This is a genomic window from Pseudomonas sp. GW821-FHT02A11 (assembly GCF_059421985.1).
Genome location: NZ_JBWKWB010000002.1, coordinates 25,154 through 51,694, shown reverse-complemented (window position 1 = coordinate 51,694; position 26,541 = coordinate 25,154). Strand labels below are relative to the sequence as shown.

Annotated in this window: 22 protein-coding genes and 1 pseudogene; 12 read left to right on the top strand and 11 right to left on the bottom strand. The window is 60.1% G+C overall.

What is annotated here, in order from left to right:
• The first annotated feature begins 192 nt into the window (after nucleotides 1–192).
• Complete coding sequence (locus AC07V9_RS02730) at nucleotides 193–1,293, top strand: SMP-30/gluconolactonase/LRE family protein (RefSeq protein WP_495014165.1); 1,101 nt, start codon at nucleotides 193–195, stop codon at nucleotides 1,291–1,293.
• 166 nt (nucleotides 1,294–1,459) lie between these two features.
• On the opposite strand, the gene AC07V9_RS02725 is transcribed toward AC07V9_RS02730, so the two are convergent.
• Nucleotides 1,460–1,882 carry a winged helix-turn-helix transcriptional regulator gene (locus AC07V9_RS02725; protein ID WP_495014164.1) on the bottom strand — a complete coding sequence of 141 codons (423 nt, stop codon included), beginning with the start codon at nucleotides 1,880–1,882 and terminating at the stop codon, nucleotides 1,460–1,462.
• Nucleotides 1,883–1,968: 86 nt separating this feature from the next.
• On the opposite strand from AC07V9_RS02725, the pseudogene AC07V9_RS02720 reads away from it, so the two are divergent.
• Both AC07V9_RS02720 and AC07V9_RS02715 read left to right on the top strand, forming a co-directional pair.
• A pseudogene (locus AC07V9_RS02720) lies at nucleotides 1,969–2,816 on the top strand (SDR family oxidoreductase).
• Between the two features lie 243 nt (nucleotides 2,817–3,059).
• The gene (locus tag AC07V9_RS02715; RefSeq protein WP_495014163.1) at nucleotides 3,060–3,989 is read left to right on the top strand and encodes an AEC family transporter; all 930 of its coding nucleotides are present in this window, start codon (nucleotides 3,060–3,062) and stop codon (nucleotides 3,987–3,989) included.
• A 38-nt stretch (nucleotides 3,990–4,027) separates the two neighbouring features.
• On the opposite strand, the gene AC07V9_RS02710 is transcribed toward AC07V9_RS02715, so the two are convergent.
• Nucleotides 4,028–4,786: an SDR family NAD(P)-dependent oxidoreductase gene (locus tag AC07V9_RS02710; RefSeq protein WP_495014162.1), complete on the bottom strand. Its 759-nt coding sequence runs from the start codon at nucleotides 4,784–4,786 to the stop codon at nucleotides 4,028–4,030.
• Nucleotides 4,787–4,908: 122 nt separating this feature from the next.
• Between AC07V9_RS02710 and AC07V9_RS02705 the strand changes: the two genes are divergently transcribed.
• The 6 genes from AC07V9_RS02705 (at nucleotide 4,909) to AC07V9_RS02680 (ending at nucleotide 9,194) form a co-directional block, all read left to right on the top strand.
• Nucleotides 4,909–5,814 (top strand): LysR family transcriptional regulator, encoded by a 906-nt coding sequence (locus AC07V9_RS02705; protein WP_495014161.1) that lies wholly within the window; start codon nucleotides 4,909–4,911, stop codon nucleotides 5,812–5,814.
• A 139-nt stretch (nucleotides 5,815–5,953) separates the two neighbouring features.
• Nucleotides 5,954–6,223 carry a BufA1 family periplasmic bufferin-type metallophore gene (locus AC07V9_RS02700; RefSeq protein WP_495014160.1) on the top strand — a complete coding sequence of 90 codons (270 nt, stop codon included), beginning with the start codon at nucleotides 5,954–5,956 and terminating at the stop codon, nucleotides 6,221–6,223.
• A gap of 51 nt (nucleotides 6,224–6,274) precedes the next feature.
• The gene (bufB, locus tag AC07V9_RS02695; RefSeq protein ID WP_495014159.1) at nucleotides 6,275–7,105 is read left to right on the top strand and encodes an MNIO family bufferin maturase; all 831 of its coding nucleotides are present in this window, start codon (nucleotides 6,275–6,277) and stop codon (nucleotides 7,103–7,105) included.
• On the top strand, nucleotides 7,102–7,851 hold the full coding sequence (locus tag AC07V9_RS02690) for an HvfC/BufC family peptide modification chaperone (RefSeq protein WP_495014158.1): 750 nt from the start codon (nucleotides 7,102–7,104) through the stop codon (nucleotides 7,849–7,851). The genes bufB and AC07V9_RS02690 overlap by 4 nt, the downstream gene beginning before the upstream one ends.
• A gap of 16 nt (nucleotides 7,852–7,867) precedes the next feature.
• Nucleotides 7,868–8,338 (top strand): DoxX family protein, encoded by a 471-nt coding sequence (locus AC07V9_RS02685; protein WP_495014157.1) that lies wholly within the window; start codon nucleotides 7,868–7,870, stop codon nucleotides 8,336–8,338.
• 163 nt (nucleotides 8,339–8,501) lie between these two features.
• Nucleotides 8,502–9,194: a YoaK family protein gene (locus tag AC07V9_RS02680; RefSeq protein ID WP_495014563.1), complete on the top strand. Its 693-nt coding sequence runs from the start codon at nucleotides 8,502–8,504 to the stop codon at nucleotides 9,192–9,194.
• Nucleotides 9,195–9,297: 103 nt separating this feature from the next.
• Here AC07V9_RS02680 and AC07V9_RS02675 read toward each other — a convergent pair whose 3' ends face one another.
• The 3 genes from AC07V9_RS02675 to AC07V9_RS02665 form a co-directional block, all read right to left on the bottom strand.
• Complete coding sequence (locus AC07V9_RS02675) at nucleotides 9,298–9,828, bottom strand: GAF domain-containing protein (RefSeq protein WP_495014156.1); 531 nt, start codon at nucleotides 9,826–9,828, stop codon at nucleotides 9,298–9,300.
• Between the two features lie 219 nt (nucleotides 9,829–10,047).
• Nucleotides 10,048–11,301 carry a serine hydrolase domain-containing protein gene (locus tag AC07V9_RS02670; protein WP_495014155.1) on the bottom strand — a complete coding sequence of 418 codons (1,254 nt, stop codon included), beginning with the start codon at nucleotides 11,299–11,301 and terminating at the stop codon, nucleotides 10,048–10,050.
• Nucleotides 11,302–11,429: 128 nt separating this feature from the next.
• Nucleotides 11,430–12,848: a purine-cytosine permease family protein gene (locus AC07V9_RS02665; RefSeq protein ID WP_495014154.1), complete on the bottom strand. Its 1,419-nt coding sequence runs from the start codon at nucleotides 12,846–12,848 to the stop codon at nucleotides 11,430–11,432.
• Nucleotides 12,849–13,227: 379 nt separating this feature from the next.
• Between AC07V9_RS02665 and AC07V9_RS02660 the strand changes: the two genes are divergently transcribed.
• Together AC07V9_RS02660 and AC07V9_RS02655 are read left to right on the top strand one after the other, a co-directional pair.
• Nucleotides 13,228–13,713 (top strand): flavin reductase family protein, encoded by a 486-nt coding sequence (locus tag AC07V9_RS02660; protein ID WP_495014153.1) that lies wholly within the window; start codon nucleotides 13,228–13,230, stop codon nucleotides 13,711–13,713.
• A 100-nt stretch (nucleotides 13,714–13,813) separates the two neighbouring features.
• Nucleotides 13,814–14,851: an LLM class flavin-dependent oxidoreductase gene (locus AC07V9_RS02655; protein ID WP_495014152.1), complete on the top strand. Its 1,038-nt coding sequence runs from the start codon at nucleotides 13,814–13,816 to the stop codon at nucleotides 14,849–14,851.
• A gap of 116 nt (nucleotides 14,852–14,967) precedes the next feature.
• Here the strand turns inward: AC07V9_RS02655 and pgm are convergent, their stop codons facing one another.
• The 5 genes from pgm to AC07V9_RS02630 form a co-directional block, all read right to left on the bottom strand.
• Complete coding sequence (gene pgm / locus AC07V9_RS02650) at nucleotides 14,968–16,614, bottom strand: phosphoglucomutase (alpha-D-glucose-1,6-bisphosphate-dependent) (RefSeq protein WP_495014151.1); 1,647 nt, start codon at nucleotides 16,612–16,614, stop codon at nucleotides 14,968–14,970.
• A 144-nt stretch (nucleotides 16,615–16,758) separates the two neighbouring features.
• Nucleotides 16,759–19,083, bottom strand: a complete 2,325-nt coding sequence (locus AC07V9_RS02645; RefSeq protein WP_495014150.1) for an ATP-dependent DNA helicase — start codon at nucleotides 19,081–19,083, stop codon at nucleotides 16,759–16,761.
• A 98-nt stretch (nucleotides 19,084–19,181) separates the two neighbouring features.
• Entirely contained in the window at nucleotides 19,182–20,579 is a 1,398-nt protein-coding gene (locus AC07V9_RS02640) for an aminotransferase-like domain-containing protein (RefSeq protein ID WP_495014149.1), read from the bottom strand.
• Nucleotides 20,580–20,628: 49 nt separating this feature from the next.
• Nucleotides 20,629–22,134: a hypothetical protein gene (locus tag AC07V9_RS02635; protein ID WP_495014148.1), complete on the bottom strand. Its 1,506-nt coding sequence runs from the start codon at nucleotides 22,132–22,134 to the stop codon at nucleotides 20,629–20,631.
• Between the two features lie 674 nt (nucleotides 22,135–22,808).
• Nucleotides 22,809–23,843: a zinc-dependent alcohol dehydrogenase family protein gene (locus AC07V9_RS02630; protein ID WP_495014147.1), complete on the bottom strand. Its 1,035-nt coding sequence runs from the start codon at nucleotides 23,841–23,843 to the stop codon at nucleotides 22,809–22,811.
• A gap of 473 nt (nucleotides 23,844–24,316) precedes the next feature.
• Here AC07V9_RS02630 and AC07V9_RS02625 point away from each other — a divergent pair, with 473 nt between their 5' ends.
• Nucleotides 24,317–25,231, top strand: coding sequence for a LysR family transcriptional regulator (locus AC07V9_RS02625; protein ID WP_495014146.1), 915 nt, complete (start codon nucleotides 24,317–24,319; stop codon nucleotides 25,229–25,231).
• A gap of 325 nt (nucleotides 25,232–25,556) precedes the next feature.
• Here the strand turns inward: AC07V9_RS02625 and AC07V9_RS02620 are convergent, their stop codons facing one another.
• Nucleotides 25,557–26,540: a hypothetical protein gene (locus AC07V9_RS02620; RefSeq protein WP_495014145.1), complete on the bottom strand. Its 984-nt coding sequence runs from the start codon at nucleotides 26,538–26,540 to the stop codon at nucleotides 25,557–25,559.
• Between the last annotated feature and the right edge of the window lies 1 nt (nucleotide 26,541).

Here is a 26,541-nt window from a genome sequence, read left to right as displayed (position 1 = left end):
GCGGTACAAAAAATGCCTGGCTCCCGTCATGGGGTCAGGCATTTTTATCGTGATCGACCAGAACGCTTCACCCGAACACAGGCTGCAATCCGCCCAAGCCCTTGGCGATAATGTTTGCTGACGCTTGTACGATGTCCTATCACAAGGTATTACTGGCGACCCGTAAAAAAATAATTCAACGGAGATCGCTACATGGATTCGACCCCTTCCGACGTGCCTGAAGGCAACAGTCGCAGAACCTTCCTGAAACACTCCTTCGCCGTTTCAGCCACCCTGGCCACCCTGGGTAGCGCCGCCCTGCCCCGACTCGCCGCTGCAGCCGAGCCTCTGAGCCAACGCTACCCAGACCCGCTGATTCACATCCTCGACGACAGCTTTCTCGATCTGCGCATCTTCAACGCCAGCGTGGAAAAGCTCGCCACCGGCATGCGCTGGGCCGAAGGGCCGGTGTGGGTGGGCGATGGCCGTTACCTGCTGGTCAGCGACATCCCCAACAACCGCATCATGCGCTGGGACGAAATCACCGACACCTTTTCGGTCTATCGCGAACACTCCAACTTTTCCAACGGCATGTGCCGCGATCGCCAGGGCCGACTGCTGGTGTGTGAAGGCTCGACCACCAGCAACGAAGGCCGCCGCATCACCCGAACCGAACCCAACGGTACCGTCACCGTGCTGGCCGACAGCTTCGAGGGCAAATCCTTCAACTCACCCAACGACATCGTCTGCAAACGCGACGGCTCGATCTGGTTCAGCGATCCACCTTTCCAGACCGGCAACAACTACGAAGGCCACAAAATCACGCCGGCCCAGCCGCACGCGGTGTACCGCATCGATGGCGAAAGCCTGAAGGTCACCCGGGTGATCGACGACCTCAACGGCCCTAACGGGCTGTGCTTCTCCCCTGACGAAAAAATTCTGTACGTGGTTGAAGGGCGCGCCAAGCCCAACCGGCTGGTCTGGGCGATCGCCGTCAATGACGACGGCACCCTTGGCGCCCGCCGCAAGCACATCGAAGGGCTGGACTACGCCGCCCTCGACGGCATGAAATGCGACGAAGCCGGCAACTTGTGGTGTGGCTGGGGTGGCAACGGCGACCCGAAAGCCGACCTGGAGAAACTCGACGGCGTGCGCGTCTTCAACCCACAGGGCAAGGCGATCGGCCATATTTCGTTGCCTGAACGCTGCCCGAACCTGTGCTTCGGCGGGCGTGAGGGCAACAGGCTGTTCATGGCCAGCAGCCATTCGGTCTATTCGCTGTTCGTCAACACCCGCGGCGCCACATTCGCCTGACGGGATCAGGCTCGGCACATCGCAGGATGTGTCGAGTCAACGCCATCACCCCCGCCGAATTCGGCGTGCCAGTGCGGAATTTTCGGGCGTCCCTGCACACTCAAGCAGCTGAGCGACGCAGGCAGCACTCGAACGCCCCGCGCCGCCCTGATCCCTGATCCCCTGATCACGAAATGTCCGCCGTTTCCGCGGCTCGCGCTTCTCGGGTTTCCATGATGCGTGGCAGGTTGCGCTCGATCCAGGTGGTCAGCCCGTCGACCAGCAGGGCCACTTCCTCACCCATCGGCGTCAAGGTGTACTCGACATGGGGCGGGACGACAGGCAAGGCCTTACGGTCGATAAAGCCGTCCTGCTCAAGACTCTGCAAAGTTTGCGACAGCATCTTCTCGCTGACCCCGCCGATCTTGCGACGCAGCTCGCTGAAGCGATGCATGCCATCCAGCAACACCACCAGCACTAACACGCCCCAGCGGCTACAGACGTGATTGAGGATTTCCCGCGAGGGACAATCCCGCGCCAGCACTTCACCCATGCGAATGCGTTCGAGCAGCGAGACATTTTCAGCGGAGGGAACAGAACCATCGGTCATGACACTTACCTTTTTGTACGTACTTACGAAAGGTTAGCATGATCTCTATGCTGGGCACACATTCAACCCTATCGAAGGAAATCATCATGCTCGTCATCACCGGTGCATCGGGTCAGTTGGGCCGCCTGGTTATTGAACACCTGCTCAAAAGCGTTCCCGCATCGAACATCGTCGCTGCCGTGCGCAGCCCTGAGAAAGCCGCCGACCTCGCCGCCCTGGGCGTGCAGCCGACTACGCCCAGCCAGCCACCCTGGACAGCGCCTTCGCCGGTGCCGAGAAGGTCCTGCTGATTTCCTCCAGCGAAGTCGGTCAGCGCGTCGCCCAGCACAAGGCGGTGATCGACGCCGCCAAGCGTGCAGGCGTAAAACTGCTGGGCTACACCAGCGTGCTGCATGCCGACACCTCGCTGCTGGGCCTGGCCGAAGAACATCGCCAGACCGAAGTGGCCCTCGCCGAATCCGGCGTGCCGTCGGTGGTGTTGCGCAATGGCTGGTACAACGAAAACTACACTGCCGGCATTCAAGGGGACTTGGCCCATGGCGCGCATTTTGGCAGTGCCGGCGAAGGCCGCATCAGCTCCGCCGCCCGCGACGACTATGCAGCCGCTGCCGCTGCCGTGCTGACCGCCAGCGAACCCCAGGCGGGCAAGGTCTTCGAACTGGCTGGCGATACGGCCTACACACTGAGCGAGTTCGCGGCCGAAGTCGCGCGCCAGTCGGGCAAACCGGTGGTCTACACCGATTTGCCGGAAGCCGATTACAAAGGCGCGCTGCTGAACGCCGGGCTGCCCGAGTTCGTCGCCGAGCTGCTGGCCAACTCCGATGCGGCAGCAGCCAAAGGCGCCTTGTTCGATGATGAGCGTCAGCTGAGCACGCTGATTGGCCGCGCGACGACGCCGCTGGCGGTGAGTGTGACCGCTGCCTTGAAGCAGTAACGCCTGGTGTAGCAGCACGGCTTGCCGGCGGTGGCATTTTTGACGCCACCCTCGGCACGTCGTGAAGCATCCGCCCCTGAACCGCTCTGGCTCAAGGCTTTGCAACATCAAAATCTCGCGTCAAAGGCGAGAAAGGTTGGACGCTAACGATTGGCGACTTTACTCTTTGCCGCTTGTTTCAACGCGCCTGTTTGAAGTTCCTCTTCAAAGAGTCCTTTCGAAATAAGTCTGAGCCGAGATTCGATGTCTTCCGTTTTGAACGTGCTGTTGCCCATCTTCGCCCTGATTCTGGTCGGCTACCTGTGTCGCCGCACCAACCGCCTCGGCCCCAGCGCCGCATCGGAAATCAACCGCATGGTGGTTTGGCTGTGCCTGCCTGCGCTGCTGTTCACGGCCACGGCAACGGCGACCTGGGAGCAGATCTGGCATCCCGGTTTTGTCGCGGTATTCACCTTGTCGACCCTGGCGATGTTCGTCGTCACCCTGCTGGTGCGACGCAAAAAGGCTGGGCATTTCGCCGACGCCAGCATCGATGCTTTGAGTGCGTCCTACGCCAACACCGGCTACATCGGCATTCCTCTGTGCGTGATGGTGCTCGGCCAGAGCGGTCTGGAACCTGCGCTGATCGCGTCTTTATTAGTGGTCTGCGTGCTGTTCGGCATCGCCCTGGTCTGTATCGAAATCGGTCTGCAGAGTGAAGCCCATATACACCGTATCGTGTTCAAGGTGTTGACCGCATTGGCGAAAAATCCTTTGGTGGTGTCGCCGATTCTGGGTGCCTGCTGGGCGTCGACCGGCATCCCGCTGCCCGGTGCGCTGGACAAGTTTCTGAGCCTGCTGGGCGCTGCAACCACGCCCTGTGCGCTGATTTCTCTGGGGCTGTTCCTCGCCCACAAACAACAAGGCCCGCGCCATGGCACGAGCCTTCTTGTGCTGATCAAGCTGATCGCTCACCCGCTGTTGACCTGGTTCCTCGCGTTCAAGGTGTTCCACTTGCCGCCACTGTGGGCCAACAGCGCGCTGTTACTCAGCGCCCTGCCCACCGGCACCGGGCCGTTCATGCTGGCCGAGTACTACAAACGCGAGGCGTCAGTGGTGTCGAGCACTATCCTGATCTCGACGCTGGGCTCACTGGTGACCCTGTCCCTGTGCATTTACTACATCAATAGTTGATAGATCAGCAGCTTTTTCAGACTTTTCGGACGCACCTGTCAGACGAACATCCCGCCTGACGCCTCGATACGCTGGGCTGTGATCCAGCGCCCGCCATCCCCCAGCAACATCGCAATCGCCGCGCCAATGTCGTCCGGCAGGCCGGCGCGGCCCAAGGCCGTATTGGCCGACACCCAGGCGTTGACATCGGCGTTGTCGCGCACCGTGCCGCCCCCAAAATCGGTCTCGATAGCGCCAGGGGCCAAGGCGTTCACGGTGATGCCACGAGGACCGAGTTCGTTGGCCAGGTAACGGGTCCAGACCTCGATCGCGCCTTTCATCGACGCATACGCGGCATAGCCCACGGGCGAGAAACGCGCCAGCCCCGAGGAAAGGTTGACGATGCGCCCGCCGTCGGCAATCAACGGCAGCAGGGTCTGGGTCAGGAAGAACGGCCCTTTGAAGTGCACTTTCATCAGTTGATCGAACTGCGCTTCAGTCGTATCTGCACAGCTGGCGTACATGCCGACGCCCGCGTTGTTCACCAAGAAATCCACGCGCTCGGTCTTGAAATACGCACTCAGCAATGCCGACACCTGCGTGGCGAATGCTTCGAATCGACTGCTATCGCCGACGTCCAGCTGCAGCATTTTTGCCTTGCCGCCCAGCGCTTCGATCTCGGAAACGACGCGTTGTGCCTCGTCTTCACGGCTGTGATAGGTGCCGATAACGTCGATGCCCAGGCGAGCCAGGTGCAGGGCGGTGCTCTTGCCCAGGCCGCGGCTGGCGCCGGTGATAATCGCAATTTTGTTGCTCATGGGTATTCCCTCGATTGACGGTATGCAGTCAGTGGGGCCACTGTATTGTTCGGCACAGGTCGGGATAAACCGGCAACACTCGACAGCACTTTTCGCTTTCAACGAACAATCTTTGGTGAGCCATGAACAAACTCGACCTGCTCAAGACCTTCGTCCGGGTCGCCGAGCTTTCCAGCTTCACCCTGGCCAGCGACGCACTGGGCCTGCCGCGCTCGACAGTCTCCGAGCAGATTCGCGCGTTGGAACAACTCCTTGACACGCGCCTGTTGCAGCGCACCACGCGCAAGGTCCAGGCCACCCCGGACGGTCAGGCGCTGTATGAGCGCAGCAAGGATCTGCTGGCGCAAATGGACGAGCTGGAGAGCCTGTTTCGCCAGGACGATACGGCGATCAGCGGGCGCCTGCGGGTCGACATGCCCACGGCTGTGGCGCGTCGTCTGGTGATACCGCGACTCAGCGAATTTCTTGACCGCTACCCGCGCATCGAGGTGGAAATCAGCAGCACGGACCGGCGTGTCGACCTGGTTCGCGAAGGTTTCGATTGCGTGATGCGGGTCGGTGAACTACCCGACACCTCGCTGGTGGCCAGAAGCATCGGTCAGATGCGTATGATCAACTGCGTCAGCGCAGGCTACGCCGAGCGCTTTGGCATCCCGCAGACCCTTGAGGACCTCCAGCAGCATCGACTGGTCAATTACGTGTCGGCGTTCGGCGCGGCCAATGCCATGTTCGAATACAGCCGCGACGGCAAGGATCACCAGATTGCGATGCCTTGCAGCGTGACGGTCAACTACATCGAGGCCTATGAGGCGGCCTGCCTCGGCGGGCTGGGCATCGTGCAGTTGCCTTGCCTGTCCCATGACTATCAGTTGCGACGTGGCGAACTGATCGAAGTGCTACCCGATTATCGGCCCGCGCCAATGCCGGTTTCACTGCTCTACGCCCACCGCCGCCACCTCCCGCAGCGGTGCCGGGTGTTCATGGACTGGATGGCGCGACTGCTTCTGGAATACGGGGTGACGCCCTGAGTGAACCGCTGCTGAAAAAAATCTTCAGGCGGGTGTAACCGATCTTCAACTGGCAGCGAACTATCTCTCGGATCTGGCGCACAGCACACCCTCGAGCTGATGCGCCAGCCTCACTCAATCAGGTCACTGGAGATACACCATGAAACACATCCAACTCGCTGCTGTTGCTCTGGCTTTCGCTTCCATCGCCACCGGTGTCAACGCCGCTGAAACCAGCAACGCACCGGCCATGGAAAAATGCTACGGCGTGTCGCTGGCCGGCAAGAACGATTGCAAAGCCGGCGCCGGTACCACCTGTGCAGGCACCTCCAAAACCGACTACCAGGGCAACGCCTGGAAAAGCGTCCCCGCCGGCACCTGCACCTCCATCAAGACCCCTCACGGCACCGGCTCCCTGACCCCGATGTAAGCCAGGTCAATCGCAACACGGTAATAACCACCGCAAAGGCAGACGTCGATCATGAACACATCGCCAACCCTGGGTGCCGGACTGGGCCTGAAGGCCGACCACTACGAAGCTGCGTACGATTGCGCAGCGACGGGGTTGTGGTTCGAAGTCCATCCGGAAAACTACATGATCGACGGCGGCCCTCGCCTGGCGTGGCTGGAAAGGGTCGGCAGCCGTCATCCGCTTTCGTTGCATGGTGTTTCGTTGTCACTGGCCGCCGATTGCCCGCCAGACACCGAACACCTCAAGCGGTTGAAGGCGCTCATCGACCGGGTTCAGCCAGCCCTCGTTTCCGAACACCTCGCCTGGTCCACCTGGCGGGGTCAATATCACCCTGATCTGCTGCCCTTCCCGCGCACCGAGGAAGCCTTGCAGCGCATCACCGACAACATTCAACGCACCCAGGATTTTCTTGGGCGACGCATCGCCATCGAAAATCCCAGTCACTACGTGCGCCTGAACGACCACACCTTCAGCGAAATCGATTTCCTTAGTGAACTCAGCCAGCGGACGGGTTGCGGCCTGCTGTTGGACATCAACAACGTGTTTCTCAGCGCCCACAACATGGGCTATGACGCCAACACGTATGTCGACGCGTTTCCCGGCAGTGCGATTCTGGAAATCCATCTGGCCGGGCACAGCGCCGACCCTGGCGGAACGCCATTATTGATCGACACCCACGATGCACCGATTGCCGAGGACGTCTGGGCGCTCTATCAGCGACTCATCCAACGGGTCGGCCACCGACCAACGCTGATCGAGCGAGACGACAATCTGCCGACCTTCGCCGAGCTGCTGCTGGAGCGAGACCGGGTGCAGTCGCTGCTGGAGCGCGTGTCATGAAACTGCGCAACTTTCAGAATGCCTTCATCGACGCCCTGTATGACGTAAAGTCACCGTTCCTGCGCGCGGTCAGCACGCAGCCCGGTTTTTCGGTATATCGCAATACGGTGAGGAAAGGCGCGGTGGATGCCTTGCGGGCCAACTTTCCGAGCGTCGAACGCCTCGTCGGCACTGAATGGTTCGTGGCTGCCGCGACCCTTTATGCACATCGGTCGCCCCCCGTCGATGCACGCCTGATTTATCACGGCGCAGGGTTTGCGGAATTTCTCGATCACTTCGAACACGCACAAAACCTGCCGTATCTGGGCAACGTGGCGCGGCTCGACAGGCTGTGGGGCATCTGCCACACCGCAGCCGACGAGCCCGGCATAGACATCAACCAAATCGCCAGCATCCCCCCTGAACAATTGGCAACATTGCACCTCAAGCCGCGCGCGGCAGCTCGTTGGTTGTGGTTCGCCGATCAGCCGGTGTTCAGCATCTGGCATCACAACCGCCTGGCGCTGGACATGCCTGGACAACTCGACTGGCAAGGGGAAGGTGCGCTGCTGGTGCGCAGTGCAGGCGTCGTCGGCTGGCAGCCACTGGACGTCGGCGGCTGTGGGTTTCTGGATGCCTGCGCCGCTGGCAGACCGCTGGCCGAGGCCGCTCAACACGCCAGCGACCTTCAGCCCTCGCTGGATATTCCCCAATTGCTTACTCGACTGGTCGGCGCCGATGTCTTCGCCGCGCACGAACTTTCATGATCCACTGGAGAACGTCATGGACACATTGCACGCCCCCCCTCTGCCCCGTTCCGGCCTTCGTTCGGGCTGGAACCGTCTGGCCGAGCGCCTGACGCTGCTGCTCAACGATTCGCTGCTGTCGCTGGTCGCGCGCATCGCCATTGCCGGGATTTTCCTGATGTCCGGAAGGACCAAGGTCGAAGGTTTTCTGACAATCACCGACAGTACGTACTACTTGTTCAGCAATGAATACAAAGTCCCGTTGATTGCGCCGGAAATCGCTGCACACATGGCCACCTACGCCGAGCATCTGTTTCCGGCATTGCTGATTCTGGGGCTGTTTTCGCGACTGTCCGCACTGGCCCTGCTTGGCATGACGCTGGTGATCGAAGTGTTCGTCTACCCGGATGCCTGGGTCACTCACCTGAGCTGGGCGGGGTTATTGCTGGTCATCCTGGCCAAGGGTGCGGGCAAGCTGTCGCTTGATCACAGGTTGGGAATTCGCTGAACTCCCGCAGCATGAGTCAATATTTGTGGGAGTGAGGTTGCTTGTCAAATGCCTACGGGGCGCCTTGCGCCCTACACCTTTGCCCCAGGGGATTGCGGTACTCGCGTCAGCCAAGCTATATGTACGCCAGTCCGATAGCTCTGCATGAGTCTGTGAGGTGGCCGTGCTTCCAGAAACGACAACCGCGAGTGTGGCCCGCAGGAGACTTTTTCGTCTGAGAGGAAGAATCGGACTTTGTTTCGTAGCGCTCTTGTCCATGATCGCGGGAATGACCGACGCGATAGGATTTGTGGTCATGGGGGATTTTGTGTCTTTCATGAGCGGCAACACCACGCGGCTTGCAGTCTCGATAGGCGCTGGAAACCACGCGCTAGCGATACATATCTGCATGCTCATAGCAGCCTTCGTGGTTGGAAACGCAGTGGGGGTTTTAGCCGCACGGTTTTCCAGACGACGCGCCTGGCCACTGCTTATGTTTATTGGTGTCATGCTCTGTGCGTGTGCAATCAATGACCCAGTTCCGGCCGCTTTCGTTCTGGCGGTCATTGCGATGGGCATGATCAACGCCGTGGTCGAGGAAGTGAACGGACTTCCCATAGGCCTCACCTATGTCACCGGCGCCCTTTCCAGATTCGGTCGTGGTCTGGGCCGCTGGTTGTTGGGCGAGCGCCGCAATGGGTGGCGCGTGCAACTTATTCCCTGGAGCGGCATGCTGATCGGGGCCATTGCTGGAGGACTGTTGGCTCAGTCGTTCGGAATCAAGGCCATGGCAGTAAGCGGCGTGTCCACACTTGTGTTGGCCGCCGTATCGGCGAGCATACCTCGCAAATGGCAGCTCAGCTTCATGCCTCGCTGACGACGCATGAGCCGTCAATCAGCAAACCGGCGCCTGCCTGTGCATCCTCCTCCCGTCACCTGGCATGAAAAACCGCCCGCGGGCGGTTTATCGTGATCCCAAATCAAACGGCAACCTGGGGTCGAGTGAACACAGCTTCTTCATGCGAGTGATCGTAATGCCACTGGAATATGCTCGCCACAAGCTTTGCAAACATCACAAGCACATCGATCGCCTGCCCGTCCTGCAACCGGTCTGCCTCAGGATCCAGGACGCACAGAGAGCCGAACAGGCTGTTGTCTCTGAGAAAAATCGGGATCGAGATCGAGCTTTCAAAACCAAATCGCTCGGCGGCGACATTGCCTCTATGCACCGGGCTCTGACTGACGCAGCCCACTACCAGGCTCGACGGGTTAGCTAGCAGGTTACTGCACATGGAGTGTTCAAGAGGAAATTGCTCGCCGTCTTTAATGCCCAGGCAGATCTCGTCGTTCACGCTGCACGCGACCCAGTCTTTCTCGCAGAACTTGACGATGGCGGCGAAGCGCAAGCCTGTGACTCGTACGATCAGCTTCAAGATGTTGGTTGTGGCCTCAATTTCGGCGATAGCGTTGAGCTCTTCCACCGAAAGCCCGGAGTTTGACGGTTGATTCACGCGGAGGACCTCGATCCTATAACGCCGTCGTGAATTCTTGACGGCTGCAAAGGCGGTATATCAGAAGGTCTCACCGCTAGCAATGAGCCACCGCCCGATTGAGATGACCGGTCTGCGCTGCATTCTGCGAGCGTCTGAGTAGAGGAGAATTCAGCCGACGGGCCGTTCAATATCTGATTCTGCCAGTACCGACGCTCAGAGCTGTTCATCAAGCGCACCTCAATTGAGCTCGGCAACCACGGCATCGAAGAATGCCAGCGGTGCGATGAGATTCCTGCGCAAAGGCTTGGGCTGATCGCCGAAAGTCACGATGACCACCTTGTGCGCGGGGTTGATGTAGATGTTCTGTCCCTGCATGCCGACGGCCGAATAAGCGCCGTCCTTGATCGAGGCATCGGTTCGGCCCGGCCACCACATGTAGCCGTAGTTCAGCGCGTTGCCATCCTTGAGGGTCTTGGGCGAGGTCGCCTCGTTGACCCAGCCTTGGGGCAGGATCGATTTGCCAGCGATCTTGCCGCCATTCATGAAAAACAGCCCGAAACGCCCGAAATCTTGCAACGTGGCGCTGATGCCGCTGCCGCCGATTTCCATGCCCTCAGGGGAGTCCAGCCACCATTTGGCGTCGTGTTCCATGCCAAAAGGTTGCCAGATTTTCTGGTCCAGATAATCGGCGAGCGGCATTTTCACTGCGTTGCGGATCGCTTCGGCCAGCACCTGGGTCTCGCCAGTGCTGTAGTTGTTCACCGTGCCGGGCTCGGCGGCCTTGGGTCGGCCGGCCATCAGCGTCATGGTCGCGCCTGGCGTCTGGGACATCTGCGCACGGAGCAGCGCGCGACGGTCGGAGTTCGGGTCGGTGAAGGCCTCGCTCCACTTCACTCCGGAGGCCATCATCATCACGTTACGCAGGGTCACGCCCTCGTAGGCGCTGCCCTTGAGGGTTGGAACGTAGTCGACCACCGGATCGTCAAGGCTCTTGATCGCCCCGTCGTGCAAGGCAGCTGCAGCCAGGGTCGAGGTGATGGATTTGGCCATCGACATGGACATCCAGCGGGTCTTCTCGGTGTTGCCGCGCTGATAGGTTTCGTAGGCGATCTTGCCGTCCTTGATCACCAGCATGGCGGTGACGCTGTCCACGGCGATGTAATCGAACAGGTCGTATTTCTTGCCTTCGTAGGTGAAGTGCACGTTTTCCAGCTGTTTGTGCGCTTTGGGCAAGACGTAAGGGTGACGACTGCCTTCGATGGTTCGCGTCGGGAACAGCCGGTCGATGTTGCGGTAAGTGCTGACCGCGAGGTCCGGGAGCATGGTGCCTTCGTAGATCTGCTCGACCGTGCCGATGGGTTCGTGAGCATGGGGGTATTCGTAGTCATCGAACGCCCAGGCTTCCGGGACGGCGCCGAGGGCGAACATCCCGAGGGATAAGCTCAGAGGCTGGATGCGTCGGAAGGGTCGGGACGCCGCTCGTGCAAACATAAAACATCCTTGCTTTTGCATGGAAATCCGGACGACTGCCTGTTTGGCACTCGATTCACCGAAGGCGGTTTAACATGGTTTGCCAGCAGGATTCCAGAGTTTGGGCAGGGTGCAAGGGTGTTACAGGTTCAGCGTCGAACAGGTTCCCAGCTGACCTTGCCCCGCACCGCCCGCCCCCGCGTCGCCAGGCAGTAATACAGCGGGCAGGTCACCAGCAGCCCCACCAACCACGACAGGTCCACCCCTTCCAGATAATTGGCATACGGCCCCACATACAGCGACGTGTTTGCAAACGGCAGCTGCATAACGATGCCGATGAAATACGCCACAATCGCGTGCAGGTTGAAGCGCCCGTAGATGCCGCCATCGGCGCTGAAGATCGAGGCGATGTCGTAGCTGCCGCGTTTGATCAGGTAGAAGTCGATGAGGTTGATCGAAGCCCATGGCACCAGCACGATCAGCAGGGTCAGGATCAGGCCGATGAACTCCTTGATGAAATCCCCGGACGCGCCCACCGCCGTGATGCAGCAACCTGCCAGGATTACGCTGGCGAGGATCACCCGCACCTTGATGCTCGGCGTCCAGCCGCCGGCAAAGGTCTGGATCGAGGTGACGATGGACAACACCGCGCCGTACAGGTTGAGCGCGTTATGGCTGATGATGTTGAGCAGGAACAGCAGCATCAAGATCGGCCCGAGCACGCCTGTGGACTGCTTCACCGCCGCCATCGCCTCAGTGCCTTCAGGGGTCGCCAATACCGCCACTGCACCGAAGCTGAATGACAGGATCGTGCCCAGTGTGGCGCCGAAGTACGTCGCCCAGAAGGGCTTGGCGATGCCGATATCACTTGGCAGGTAGCGCGAATAATCGGACACGTAGGGTGAAAAGCTGATCTGCCAGATAATGCCCAGGCAAATCGTCGCCAGCCAGCCGGGCAGGTTGAAGCTGCCACGGCTGAAGAAATCCAGCGGTAAATCCTGACTGAAGATCATGGCGAAACCAGCCAGCAGTGCCGCGCCCATGACCCAGGTGCCAATGCGATTGAGGGTGTGAATGAAGCGGTAACCGATCACGCCGATGGCCGTGGCGCTCAGGGCGCCGATCACCACGCCCACCGGCAGCGGCACGCTTGGCACCATGCCGTGGATCGACTGCCCGGCAAGGACAATGTTGGAGATGAAGAAGCCAACGTAAATCAACGCCGCGAAGAACACGATCAGTAGTGCGCCGTAGCGGCCGAACTGGCCACGGCTCTGCACCATCTGCGGGATGCCCATGCGCGGGCCCTGGGCTGACGCAAGGGCAATCACCACCCCGCCGATCATGTGGCCCAGAGCAATGGCGATCAGGCCCCAGAGCAGGTTGAGATGAAACACCTGAACCACCATCGCCCCGGTGACGATGGGCAACGGCGCGATGTTGGTGCTGAACCACAGGGTGAACAAATCCCGGGCCTTGCCGTGGCGTTCGGCCAGAGGGACGTAATCGACGGTGTGGTTTTCGATCAATGGAGCGGTGTTGCTGCCGTGGGAGCCGGAAGTCGTCATCGTTTCGCCTGAATGCTTGTCTTTGTTTTTGTGTGTCGAGCTTAAACAGGAAGGCGCACTCGCAGGCTCAAGGCCCCGATGCACGCGTTCATCGCCGCAAACACTTCCCTGCACTCACGAGCGACATAACCATATTATGGTATGCCAACAATTTACAACCTTCCTTTGCTAACTTCTGACCGATTGCAAGCCCCAGACAGCAGTGGAAAAACCGGTTCAGCAATCTCTGAAGCGCCGCTGAACAAGGGCTCAAGGGGATGCTTCGGAAATTGCTAGGCGATATCAATGACCGAAAAAACACTTGCAGGATTAGTATTACGGTATACCATCAGACACACAAAACTCATCGCCTTCGGCACCGAACCGCAGAGGTAGCAACATGATCGACGCAACCGCCTATAAGAACGTCCTAGCTTCCTTTCCCTCCGGCGTGACCGTGATCACCACCGTCAACGACGAAGGCGAAGTGGTCGGCCTGACCGCCAGCGCGTTCAGCTCCCTGTCGATGGACCCGCCGCTGGTGCTGTTCTGCCCCAACTACAGCTCCGACTCGTACCCGAGCCTGATCAAGAGCAAACGCTTCGCCATTCATTTGCTGTCCGGCACCCAACAGGCCGAGGCTTATGCCTTCGCCCGCAAAGGCAAGGACAAGGCTGCCGGTATCGAGTGGACGCTGAGCGAACTGGGCAATCCCCTCATCGCCAACGCCACGGCCATCATTGAGTGCGAACTGTGGCGCGAATACGAAGGTGGCGATCACGCGATCATGGTCGGTGCGGTGAAGCACCTGATCGTCCCTGAGCAGCCTGCCAGCCCCATGGTGTATTGCCGCGGAAAAATGGGCGCCCTGCCCGCTCTGGCCTGAAGTTCCTGCTTGAGGGTGGGAACTCCCTTCTACTACGGTATACCGATAAATGCCCGACCGCGGCACTGCCCGCGGCGAGAACAAAACCGAGGTAAGCGTCATGAAATTTTCGTTGTTCGTGCACATGGAACGCTGGGATGAGTCAGTGAGCCACCGACAGTTGTTCGAAGACCTGACCGAGTTGACCCTGATGGCCGAGCAAGGCGGTTTCAGCACGGTGTGGATCGGCGAACACCACGCCATGGAATACACCATTTCCCCAAGCCCGATGCCGCTGCTGGCTTACCTCGCGGCCCGCACCACCACCATTCACTTGGGCGCTGGCACCATTATCGCGCCGTTCTGGCACCCGCTGCGGGTGGCCGGTGAATGCGCCCTGCTCGACGTGATCAGCAACGGGCGCATGGAAGTGGGGCTGGCCCGTGGCGCCTATCAGGTCGAGTTCGACCGCATGGCTGGCGGCATGCCGGCCTCCGAAGGCGGCAAGGCGCTGCGCGAGATGGTGCCAGTGGTCAAGGCGCTGTGGCAGGGAGACTACGCCCACGACGGCGAAATCTGGAAATTCCCCACCTCCACCAGCGTACCGAAGCCGATCAAGACCCCGCCGATGTGGATCGCTGCCCGCGACCCGGACTCACACAATTTCGCGGTCAAAAACGGCTGCAACGTGATGGTCACCCCATTGATGAAGGGCGATGAAGAAGTCGTCGACCTGAAGAACAAGTTCGAAGCCGCGCTGGCCAATAACCCGGACGTCCCGCGCCCGCAACTGATGGTGCTGCGTCACACCCATGTCCACGCCGACAACGACCCGGAAGGCTGGAAAGTCGGCGCCAAGGCCATCGCGAAGTTCTATCGCACCTTCGATGCCTGGTTCGGCAACAAGACCACCCCGGTCAACGGTTTCCTGGCCCCCAGCCCTGAGGAGAAGTTCGCCGAGCGCCCGGAATTCACACTCGACAGCCTGCACAAGACCGCCATGATCGGCACGCCGGAAGAGATCATTCCGCGCATCAAGTACTACCAGGAACTGGGCGTCGACGAGTTCAGTTTCTGGTGCGACAACAGCCTACCCCACGCCGAGAAGAAGAAATCCCTGGAGCTGTTCATCAAGCATGTGGTGCCAGCTTTTCGCTGATTGACCAGCATTCATTGACCGGCAATGAAAACGCCCGGAGCCTTCACAGGCCTCCGGGCGTTTTTTTTGTACGGAGCGGAGTGCGTCTCGCCAATGGCGAACGTCACCCCATCACATTACTTCGGCGCGATCGCGGCATCTACCAGCACCTGGGCTTCAGCCACCAGACGCTTGAGGTGATCTTCGCCTTTGAAGCTTTCGGCGTAGATCTTGTAGATGTCTTCGGTCCCCGAAGGTCGCGCGGCGAACCAGCCGTTTTCGGTCATGACCTTCAGCCCGCCGATCGCCTGATCGTTGCCCGGCGCCTTGCTCAAGATCTGCTCGATCTTCTCGCCCGCCAGCTCCGTGGAGGTGACCTGCTCCGGCGACAGCTTGCTCAGCAGCGCCTTCTGCTCGAAGTTGGCCTTGGCCTCAACCCGAGTGGAAACCGGCTCGCCGAGCTCATCGGTCAGCGCCTTGTACATCTCGCTTGGGTCACGCCCTTTGCGCGCGCGGATTTCAGCAGCGAGCAGCGCCGGGATCAGGCCGTCCTTGTCAGTGGTCCAGACCGAACCGTCGCGACGCAGGAACGACGCACCGGCACTCTCCTCCCCACCAAAGCCCAACGAACCCTCGTACAGGCCCTCGGCGAAGAACTTGAAGCCCACCGGCACTTCATACAGGCGACGGCCCAGACGCTGGGTCACGCGGTCGATCATGCCGCTGCTGACCACGGTCTTGCCGACTGCCGCATCGGCACGCCAGTCTGGACGGTTCTGGAACAGATAATCGATCGACACCGCGAGGTAATTGTTCGGCGCCAGCAGGCCCCCGGTTGGCGTGACGATGCCGTGGCGGTCGTGGTCCGGGTCGCAAGCGAAGGCCACCTGGAAGCGATCCTTCAGGCCAATCAGGCTTTGCATGGCGAAATTGGACGACGGGTCCATGCGGATCTTGCCGTCCCAGTCGACGCTCATGAAGCGGAAGGTCGGGTCGACGAATTTGTTCACCACGTCCAGGTTCAGGCCGTAATGCTCACCGATGGCCGACCAGTAACGCACGCCCGCGCCGCCAAGCGGATCAACGCCCAGGCGCAGGTTGGCGCCACGGATGGCGTCCATGTCGATGACGTTTTTCAGGTCCGCGACGTAGGTGTTGACGTAGTCGTGGCGGTGCGTGGTGTCAGCGCGCAGGGCCTTTTCGTGGGTCATGCGGGTGACGCCGACGATCTTCTCGGCGAGCAATTCGTTGGCCTTGTTCTCGATCCACTTGGTGATGTGCGAATCGGCGGGGCCGCCATTGGTGGGGTTGTATTTGAAGCCGCCGCTTTCCGGCGGATTGTGCGACGGGGTGATGACGATGCCGTCGGCCAGGCCCGAAGTGCGGCCCTTGTTGTAACAGATGATGGCGTGGGAAACGGCCGGGGTTGGCGTGTACTCGTCGCCTTCGGAAATCATCACGTTGACGCCGTTGGCCGCCAGCACTTCCAGCGCCGAAGCGGCAGCGGGCGTGGACAGCGCGTGGGTATCGGCGCCCAGAAACAGCGGACCGTCGATACCGTGGGCCTGGCGATACAGGCAGATGGCCTGACTGATGGCCAGCACGTGCCACTCGTTGAAGCTCAGCTCGAACGAGCTGCCACGGTGGCCGGAGGTACCAAAGGAAACCCGCTGGGTGGCGACCGAGGCATCAGGTTGCCCGGTGTAGTACGCCGTGACCAGACGAGGAAGATCGACCAGCAATTCTGCAGGCGCCAGTTTGCCTGCGAATGGACTGATACTCATGCGAAACCTCCGTGGATGGAAAAACCGTGATTAAAAAAGACACTCGGCGAAATAAAAAACCAGTCGCGCGGCAGTTTACTGGCAGTTGGACCGTCTTGCTCGGCTATCGATCCGTAAACCCTTGAGACAATTATGCCGGGCGCTCTAGAGCTGCCACCAGGCCGGCAAAAGCTGCTGAATCCGACGCTCGGCAAATCGATCGTCGATCAGCATCACCACCCCGCGATCGTCCTGCCCACGAATCACCCTGCCCGCCGCCTGCACCACTTTCTGCATGCCAGGGTAGAGATAGGTGTAGTCGTAACCGGCGCCGAACAACAGGCTCATGCGCTGTTTAAGTTGCTCGTTGATCGGGTTGATCTGTGCCAGACCCAGGGTGGCGATGAACGCGCCGATCAAACGCGCGCCCGGCAGATCGATGCCCTCGCCGAACGCTCCGCCCAGCACGGCAAAACCGATGCCCTGACTCTGGGGAGTGAAACGATCGAGAAACCCCTGACGATCGACCTCCGCCATGCCCCGCGACTGCAGCCAGACAGGCAAGTCAGGGTGGGTCGCGCTCATCAGTTCAGCCACCTGTTGCAGGTAATCGAAGCTGCTGAAGAACGCCAGGTAGTTGCCCGGTCGCGCCTTGAACTGCTCGGCCATCAGCTCGACGATGGGCGCAAGCGACGCCTGCCGATGGGCGTAGCGGGTGGAGATGCGGCTGACGATGTGCACCTCCAGTTGCTCGCGCTGGAACGGCGACTCGACTTCGACCCACACCGTGTTGTCCGGCAGGCCCAGCAGGTCGCGATAAAAGTGCCGGGGGTTGAGCGTTGCGGAAAACATCACCGTGCTGCGTGCCGTGGTCAGCCTGGGGCGAAGAAAACCCGCCGGCACGACATTGCGTAGCGTCAGTTTCGACAGCGCCTTTTTGCCACCCAGCTCGCGCTTGCTGATGTCGAAGAGGAAATGCTCGTCGAACAGCTCGGCGATGCGACCGAACTGTATCGCCTCGAAATAGAAGCTCTGCAGCTCGCCATTGGCGGCGTGCGGGTGATCGTTGAAGTAATCGCCGAACGCCGCGGTGCACAGGTTGAGGCTGGCGAGGAATTGGGTCGGCGTGGCGGCATAGGCCTGATACGGCGCGACCTGCTCTTTGTGCAGGGCATTCCACTCACGATTCACACGTTGCAGGGATTTCTTCAGCGCCTCGGGCGCGCTCTGTCGTACCTGGCTCAGCGTGTATTGATCCAGGCTGGCGCTGTACATCTGCCGCGCCCGCTCGACCATGTTGTGCGCCTCGTCCACCAGCACCGCGACGCGCCACTGGTTGAACTGGCACAACCCGAACAGCAAGGCACTGAGGTCGAAATAATAGTTGTAGTCGGCGATGACCACGTCGGACCAGCGTGCCAGCTCCTGGCTCAGGTAATAAGGGCAGACCTGATGCCGCAGCGCCACCTCGCGCAGCCCGGACTGATCCAGCCACAGGTGAGCGACCGCCTCGCTGCGCGCGGCGGGCAAGCGGTCGTAAAACCCCTTGGCCAGCGGGCAGGAGTCGCCATTGCAGGCATTCGTCGGGAATTCGCAGGCCTTGTCCCGCGCGACCATTTCCAGCACCCGCAGCTTCAGGTGCGGCGCGCTGCGGCCGATCACGCTCAAGGCGTCGAGCGCCAGTTTGCGACCGGGGGTCTTGGCGGTGAGGAAAAACACTTTATCGAGCTTCTGCGTCGGCGCGGCCTTGAGCATCGGGAACACCGTGCCAATGGTCTTGCCGATGCCGGTCGGGGCCTGGGCCATCAAACAACGCCCGGTGCTGACCGCCTTGTAGACCGATTCAGCCAGCACCCGCTGGCCGCTGCGAAATGCGCCATGGGGAAATTTGAGCTCGGTCAGTGCACCGTTGCGCGCCTGAACATGGGCCACTTCCTGGCGCGCCCAATGCAGAAAAATCGAGCATTGCGCCTCGAAAAATAGTTGCAATTGCGCCGCGCTGTGGCGTTCGGTGATCAGGGTTTCCTGCTCGGTAACGATGTTGAAATACACCAGCGCGATGTTCACATCCTCGAGTCGCAGCTGCTGACAGATCAGCCAGCCGTAAACCTTGGCCTGAGCCCAATGCAACTGCCGGTGGTTGGACGGCATCTTGTCCAGGTCGCCGCGATAGGTCTTTACCTCGTCCAGCCGATTGAGCGCGGGGTCATAGCCGTCAGCCCTGCCGCGCACGGTCAGTCCTTGCCAGGTCCCGGATAACGCCAGTTCAGGCTGATAACCCGCCCCGCGCCGCGATGCCACGGTGCGATGGCCGGCAATGCCTTCCTGGGCGGTGGGCGACGGGGTGAAACGCAAATCCAGGTCACCGACCTTGGCCGTGAACTCACACAACGCGCGCACCGCGACGGTGTAGCGGCTGTCGGCGTCGACCAGCGAGAGAGCCTGAGGTTGCTCATCGGGGGCGGGATGGGTCGGGGGAATGGAGGTCACTGCGCAATGGGCCGGGAGTCGAACACTGGACAGGCATACAGATAACAGCTGCATGCCCTGCCTGGCAAACGGAAATGGATCGACGGCCCCGCAGAGCGCTACACCAGCCGCTCCTGCAGCACGGCGTTACGAATCAGCACCATCGTCGATTCGATGTTCTGTTCCCAGTCCGCTGCACCGCTGAGGCACAGGCTCTGCCGATGCAGGCCGCGTACGCTGAACAGCTCGCCCGGCGCGACGACGATGCGTTGCTCAAGCAGGCGCTCGAAGACCCGCCCCATGTCAACGCGATAGCGGCAATCGAGCCACAGCGTCGCCCCGCCACGCGGGCGCTGGAAGCTGAAGTCCTCGCCCAGGTAGTCCTCGACCATCGTCGTCAGGTGATCCATGCGTTCATCCAGACAGCCACGCAGGCCATGCAGGTGCCGATCCAACTGACCCGAACTGTACAAGCGCGCAATGGCCTTCTGGCGCGTGGGCGGCAGACGGAATGAACGCAGCAGCATCTGCTGATGCCACAAGGGACGCGAGTGGCGGCTCAGCAGGTAGCCGAACGGCGCCTCCAAGCCGATGGTCTTGTCGAAAGCGCCAAGGATCAGCAAGCGCTCAGGGTCGATCAGATCGCGCAACGGCACGGCGTTTTCATCGATGCACAATTGGCCATGGCTGTCGTCTTCCAGCACCCACAGGCCATGCCGGTTCAACACTTCGGCCAGCCGCTCGCGCTGCTCCCGGGGCATGACCCGACCGCGCAAAGGCTCCATTCGCGAAGACAGAATCGCCATTTTCACATCGCCGTGCTGCAGCGAAGCGTCAAGTTCGTCCACTTCAATCTCGCCCTCGGCATTCACACACCACTCGATCACGCGAATGCCGAAGGATTGCAGGGTACGCAGCACGCTCCAGCCGCAGGGCGATTCCACCAACACCGTGCAATCGCGCAATTGCAGCGCCTTGATCACGGTTTTCAGCACGCCGGTCTTGTCCGGGCCGATGAACACGTTATCCGGATGCCAGCAATGTTCGGTGGAGGTGGTGTAGTACGCCGCCAGGGCCGAGCGCAGTTCGATGTCGCCAAACGGCTGAAAACGTGGATCGGTCTGACAGGGGTAATGGCGCATCAGATCGCGTTCAAGGTTCAGCAGTGCGCCATCGAGGGACTGCAGCAGCGTCGGCTCATCGGCGCCAATCACGAACATGTCGGCACGCCGTGCACTGGCCTGATAGCGCTCCAGCAAGTCTTCGCCTTCGCACTGAATGTCGGTGCGAGGCTGCGGCAGCGCGTAGTAGCCCGATTTTGGCATCGAGCAGATGCGCCCTTCCTTTTCCAGCAGCGAATAGGCGTTCTGCACCGTCGAGATCGACACCCGCAAACGCCGCGCCAGCAGACGCAAGGACGGCAGCTTCACCGCCGGGCCCTCGGGCAATTCATTGGTCAGCCTCGACAGGTAGCGGTATACCCGCTGATAGGCAAAATCAGACTTGTTATTTTCCATCGGACACACCCCATCCATGCGCAAGTCGCAGGGTCATTGAAAGAAAGGTTCAGCGACCGGAGATCAGCTCTGCCACCGACTCGCCGGTTTGCGAATCGACCGTCATCACCCGTCCCTTGTCCGGATCGCTGGCGCGCACCCGAGCGATGATCGAGCGCTTGTCGTTGAAATCCACGCGCTGGCGGGCGTAGAGGTTCTGCAGGCCTTTGAGGCTCAGACCGCTGACGTCCACCAGCCATTGAATGACTTGATCGGGGGCCGACTCGCCAGACAACGCCCGGTGCAGATCCGCCAGCGCGATCAGCATGCCGGGGTGGCAACAGCGCAAAAATGCTTCAAGCGTCGCGCCGCGGTCGACGAAAGGTGAAAACATCAGGCAGACCAGCTGGGCCTCGCTCAGGCCGAACGCCTCCTGGGCATAGCCTGCTGCCAGCAGCCGACGTTCTTCGAGCTTATCGGGGCTGTCATAGGCGGCCATGGCCTGATTGATCAGGCGCTTGGGCATGCGTTTGCGGCGCATCATGGTGGCGGCCAGTTCCAGGTATTCGCGGATGCCATCGGCGTAGTCGCGACGCTGTACGAACTGCGCCCTGAGCCCGCGCATGTGGGCCATCAGCAAGGGGTTGGCGCAATCGGATTCGCTGAAGCTGAAGGCCAGATCGTCGAATCGAAACCCCATGAAATCGGTCAGCAGCGCCCAGCGTTCCTCCAGGCGGAAGCCGATGAGGTCGGCCACCGTAAGAAACGCCGGGGTCAGAGAGCGATTCGGATAACCCTTGGGCCGCACCCTGAAATCCGCCGGCTGGGCATCCTCCCCATACAACTCCTGATAATAGCTGCGGCCCACCTTGTCGATGGTGCTGAGGGCGGCGCTGAAGCTCAGGCTGTGCCAGCGATCAACCGCCTGCCCGTCTCGCTGGGCCAAGCGCATCACCCAGGTGGCGTATTGTTTCTGCTCCCTGAGCGAATCGCCGCTGAGCACCGCATCCGCCCCATCACCCCAGCACACGGCTCGCCCGAGAAACTCGGCCACGCCCAGGTAGCAACTGTTGCAGAAGGTCGTCCGCGCGTCCCCTGCCGTCAGGTGCCCGGCCAGCAGCATGTCTGAGCGATTCTGCTCCCGGCCGGCTGAAGAAAACGGCAAGTCCGGCTCGAACGTTTGCACATAGTGCTGATCGACCACCAGCAGTTCGACCCTTGGATCGTCATGCAGAAACAACGCCGAATAGCAGCGATGAATGTTATCCATGACCGCCGATGTCATACCCGCGTGGCGCATGTTGGCGATGCGCAGCTGAAAAGTCGCTGGCGCCCGGCAGGCAATACTCAGCTGCGCCGCCCGTAACAGCGCCAAGGTATAGGCGCTGTCCTTTCCGCCGCTGAAGGCGAGCAGTATCCGGTATTGACCGATCCGTTCGATTCCTCCGGCTGCGACAATAAGGCGTTGAATCAAAAGTTGCAGTGCGGTTCGCTCCGCCCTGTTCAGATAACTCAACAGGCGCTGCAAGACTTGTTGATAGACATAGTTCATGGCTTGTTCGTGTAGAGAACTCATAACTTGATACCTGAATGATCAGACCCCGGCGACGATCTGAATATCATCTGCACTCGACTGTATGAAGAATCCATAATGCGTCAATACGGCCAAGTGCAATTTTGACTCATTGACGGACATCTTCCGAAAAGATGAAAAGGTGATGAAAACGTTCGCGAAACCCTCACCGGGCGGGGTGCTCCGGGACAGCCTTCAGGACCACCCGAACACGTCAGGGCCGGACCGCGGGGAACTACTAAACAGAAACCGGAGACGGGTGAGCCTGACCACGTCTTTTGCGGACACTGTAATAAATGGGACATGACTCGTTCCTTGAGTATGAATGACCGGGCCATTATCGGCAGGCACTTCTGCAATTACAAGGCACAGATCGGGGGTGCTTTTCCTGTCAGATTTCCACATAAACACGCGCACTTATAAACAGCGTGCGTTTATAAAGCTTCCGACAAAAACATTGAATACCGCGCTGAGACGGCACTTTGTAATTGATTAAATCCGTTTAAAGTCACTAAAGCAATAAACAAAAAAGCCTTCCAGATTATTCGGGAAGGCTTTGTCGGGTGCTGCGTGGCGGGTGACTTTGACCGGATAGCCACCTTGATCGGTGACTTGATCCTCTACATCGACGCCTGGCCAGAGGCGCCGACTACTCAATGGAGCGCGGTGAATTGCACTCAGGCCGATTCGACTTCGACCACAACACGACCACCCACGGGGCAGCCATCCATTACGCGGTGAGCTTCCACGATCTGTTCGAACGGGAACACCTTGGTCACTTGTGGCAGCAGCAACTTGTCGCGGGTCAGCTCGTTGATCTTGAGCAGCGCGCGCTCGACCGCTTCCTTGTCCTGGGGAATGCCCAGCTCAGGCTTGCCGGTGAAGTTACCGACGCAGTGCACAAAGAACTGAATGTTTTTCTGGAACGCGGCACAGGCCGGAAACTGAACCTGGTTGCCGCCTTGCAGACCATAGAGAATCAGGCTGCCACGGGGCGCCAGCACATCACCGAGTATCGACATCTGCGGGCCGCCCAGGCCATCGAGCACGACATTGACGCCACGTTTGTCGGTGTACTTGTTGACGGTCAGCAGCAGGTCCTGCTCTTCGGTCACCACGACCTTGTCAGCACCCAGCGACGTCAGGTATTTGCGGGCTGTGCCTTCTTCGTCATCGGTCTTGATTGCGGCGATGACTTTCAGCCCCAGTGCCTTGCCCAGCTGCAGAAACGCAGGGCCTGCGCAATGGCCTGCATCAGTGATTAGCGCGACCTGACCCTCCTTGACACGCGCAAGCTCCACATACGCAAAGTACGCTACCAGCATCGGCGTGTAATGAACGGCCGCCTGATTCGGGGTCAGGATGTCGGGGTATTTGGTCACGGAAGTGCGCGGCAGCACGATGTGCTCGCCGTACACCGGGTGTACGTTGGGGTTGGCGGACGGAAAGCTGGCGACCTTATCACCGACCTTCAGATCATCGACGCCTTCGCCGACGGCAGTGATCACGCCGGCCATTTCAGAACCCAGGCCGGCAGGCAGCTGCGCCTGGGAGGAAGCCAGATTTTGGCGCCACAGCACGTCGTACCAGGTGACACCGATCGCCTGGACGCGCACTTGCACCTCGCCGGGTGCGGGCTGCGCCACGGGCAGCTCTTCTACTTTGAGCACCTCGGCCGGGCCGAACTGATGAAAACGGATCGTGCGGGACATTTCGAACCTCGCCTTATGAACCTTGATGCCATGAACTCTATCCGGGCGCTGCCGGTAACACTATCAGTGGCTATTAATAGTCGACATGCCTGTCATCGATTCTGTTGTTGAAAGGCGTTCATTAGATAACCATCGAATGCTCACGTATTCAAGGCGGACATTGTTCTTCTCTCACCCCGACATTGCAACCCGAGGGGCAATTTCCGGATGAACGTTGCGTCCGCTGGCGTGATAAATGCCGCGTCGCGCGAGCCTTTGGGCGCTGAGGGCGCTTATGGGTTGGTCTGGGCGCATCACTCAAAGGTTCAGCGAGACATTATCAATGGTCGTGATGGCTAACACGTTTGTATGCTTGCGCCTGAATTTAACGGTGCGCAGAATCCGGCTTTGCCTTTACTATTCGGTTCCGAGCTGAACACAGGCTGCCGTTCTGGCGGCCAAAGTATCGACCCAATGTCTCCGAGACCCCCGTCATGAATCGCAACGACCTGCGTCGCGTCGACCTCAACCTGCTCATCGTGTTCGAGACCCTCATGCATGAACGCAGCGTCACGCGCGCGGCGGAAAAGCTTTTTCTCGGTCAACCAGCGATCAGCGCGGCCCTCTCCCGCTTGCGCGGCCTGTTCGACGACCCGCTGTTCGTGCGTACCGGACGCAGCATGGAGCCCACCGCCCGCGCCGTGGAAATCTTCGGCCTGCTCTCCCCTGCGCTGGACTCCATTTCCACCGCAGTGAGCCGCGCCGCCGACTTCGATCCGGCCACCAGCACAGCGGTGTTCCGCATCGGCCTGTCCGATGACGCCGAATTCGCCCTGCTGCCGTCGCTGCTCAAGCGCCTGCGTTCCGAAGCCCCGGGCATCGTGCTGGTGGTGCGTCGCACCAACTACATCCTGATGCCGGCACTGTTGTCATCGGGCGAGATTTCCATCGGGGTCAGCTACACCGACGACCTGCCGGCCAACGCCAAGCGCAAGGTGCTGCGCCGCAGTAAGCCAAAACTGCTGCGCGCCGACTCGATGCCCGGGGCAATCACCCTGGATGACTTCTGCGCCCGCCCCCACGCCCTGGTGTCGTTCGCGGGCGATCTGGGCGGCTTTATCGACGAGTACCTGGAAAAGATCGGCCGCAAGCGCCACGTGGTCCTCGCCGTGCCGCAGTTCAACGGCCTGGCCACCCTGATTTCCGGCACCGACATCGTCGCCACCGTCCCCGACTACACCGCCGATGTACTCACCGCCGCTGGCGGCGTGCGCGCTGAAGAGCTGCCACTGGAAGCCCGCACCTTCGAGCTGCACATGGCCTGGCGTGGCTCGCAGGATAACGACCCGGGCGAGCGCTGGTTGCGGTCGCGGATTCAGATGTTTTTTGGCGACCCTGAGAGTCTTTAGACGTCGTCTGGCAGGCTGTTCGGCTGATCATTTCTGCCTTTCCACAAACCATGGAGCTCCATTCACTTCCGGTAGATTGCTACATTGGGGGCACATCTGAGGGCATGCTTTGGATGGTTTGAAAAGGATGCCCCCAGCCTAAGGTCCAACAGTCTCCTTCATCGAAAACTCACCCGTTGTCAATGAGATCAGCAATGTTCACAGCGAGGTTCCCTATCATTTGCGATCCGGAGGATAGCGAAACAATGGCTGAGGTCGAGTCTCGGATTCCCCGTCCTAGAACCTTCATTACGTTATTTCCAGCGTTACGCGTTGGCGTTGAGTATCAGCTTTCCATCAGTTGTTCCAGCCCTACACCTTCTTGAGGTAACCAGTACCCCTCCTCCCAGAGCTCAGTGATCTGCCCAGAGAAATCCGGCAACCAAGATTTCACTAAATGTCGGTGTTCAGCGTTCAGTGACACAGAATCCCGGCGCCGCCCCACTTCTAGCAATAGGCGGTAAAAGCCAATGCTCGGCGTCAATTGAAGTCGATGCAAACGATTGAATTTCAAGGGAATATTCAGACCTTCAGGATCGATGTCACCGAAGTATTCTGCACTTTGGGCATCTCGCTCTCTCATGACCTCCAGCAAAGCCAGACCGGACGCGCAAATCGTATTTCCACCACCATAGACGATGGCGCTGTAGCGCTTGGCCTGCTCGTTCCACTCTCCCAGGCTCCAGAACGTGTGGTGGTTTTCGACCACGAGCACAGGTGCTCCAACGGCGTCTGAAGGTCGGTAAGCAAGCGGGTGCTCAACCCGCATCGCTCCGATGACACTTAAGGGCATGCGACCACCAAAGAGCGCTCCATTGCGCACCCGGGCGTCGAGAAATTTCTCATCCCCGAAAATTTCCAGCGACCGCTCACGCAACGGCACCTGCAGGAATCGACCGCGGCGCTTGATCAGCCACTCGTTGACCATAAAAGCTGTTGCTTGCTCGCTCAGTGACAGGCTAGGCCAGAACCCAATCTCCGGCAGCCATGAAACGCTGTTGTAGTCGAATGTCGACTTCTGCTTTTCTTCTCGCAACAAGGTAATGGCCTTGGGCATTGGAGGGTGGCCAAGCTTTTCGAAGCCCCTCGCGCCGGGTAATTTCAGCAAACCCTCAGACTCTCCTAGCCGCAACGCTTCGAGCAACTGAGCATCCCGGTTCGGCGTCTCGACCTGCTCCGGATAAGCTGCAAGCCAGAGGGTTCTGAGCGTCGGTAGCGTCACGCGCTTCCCTGCTTCCAGCCCAAGCGTTTTCAAAAATGCAGCGCTCATG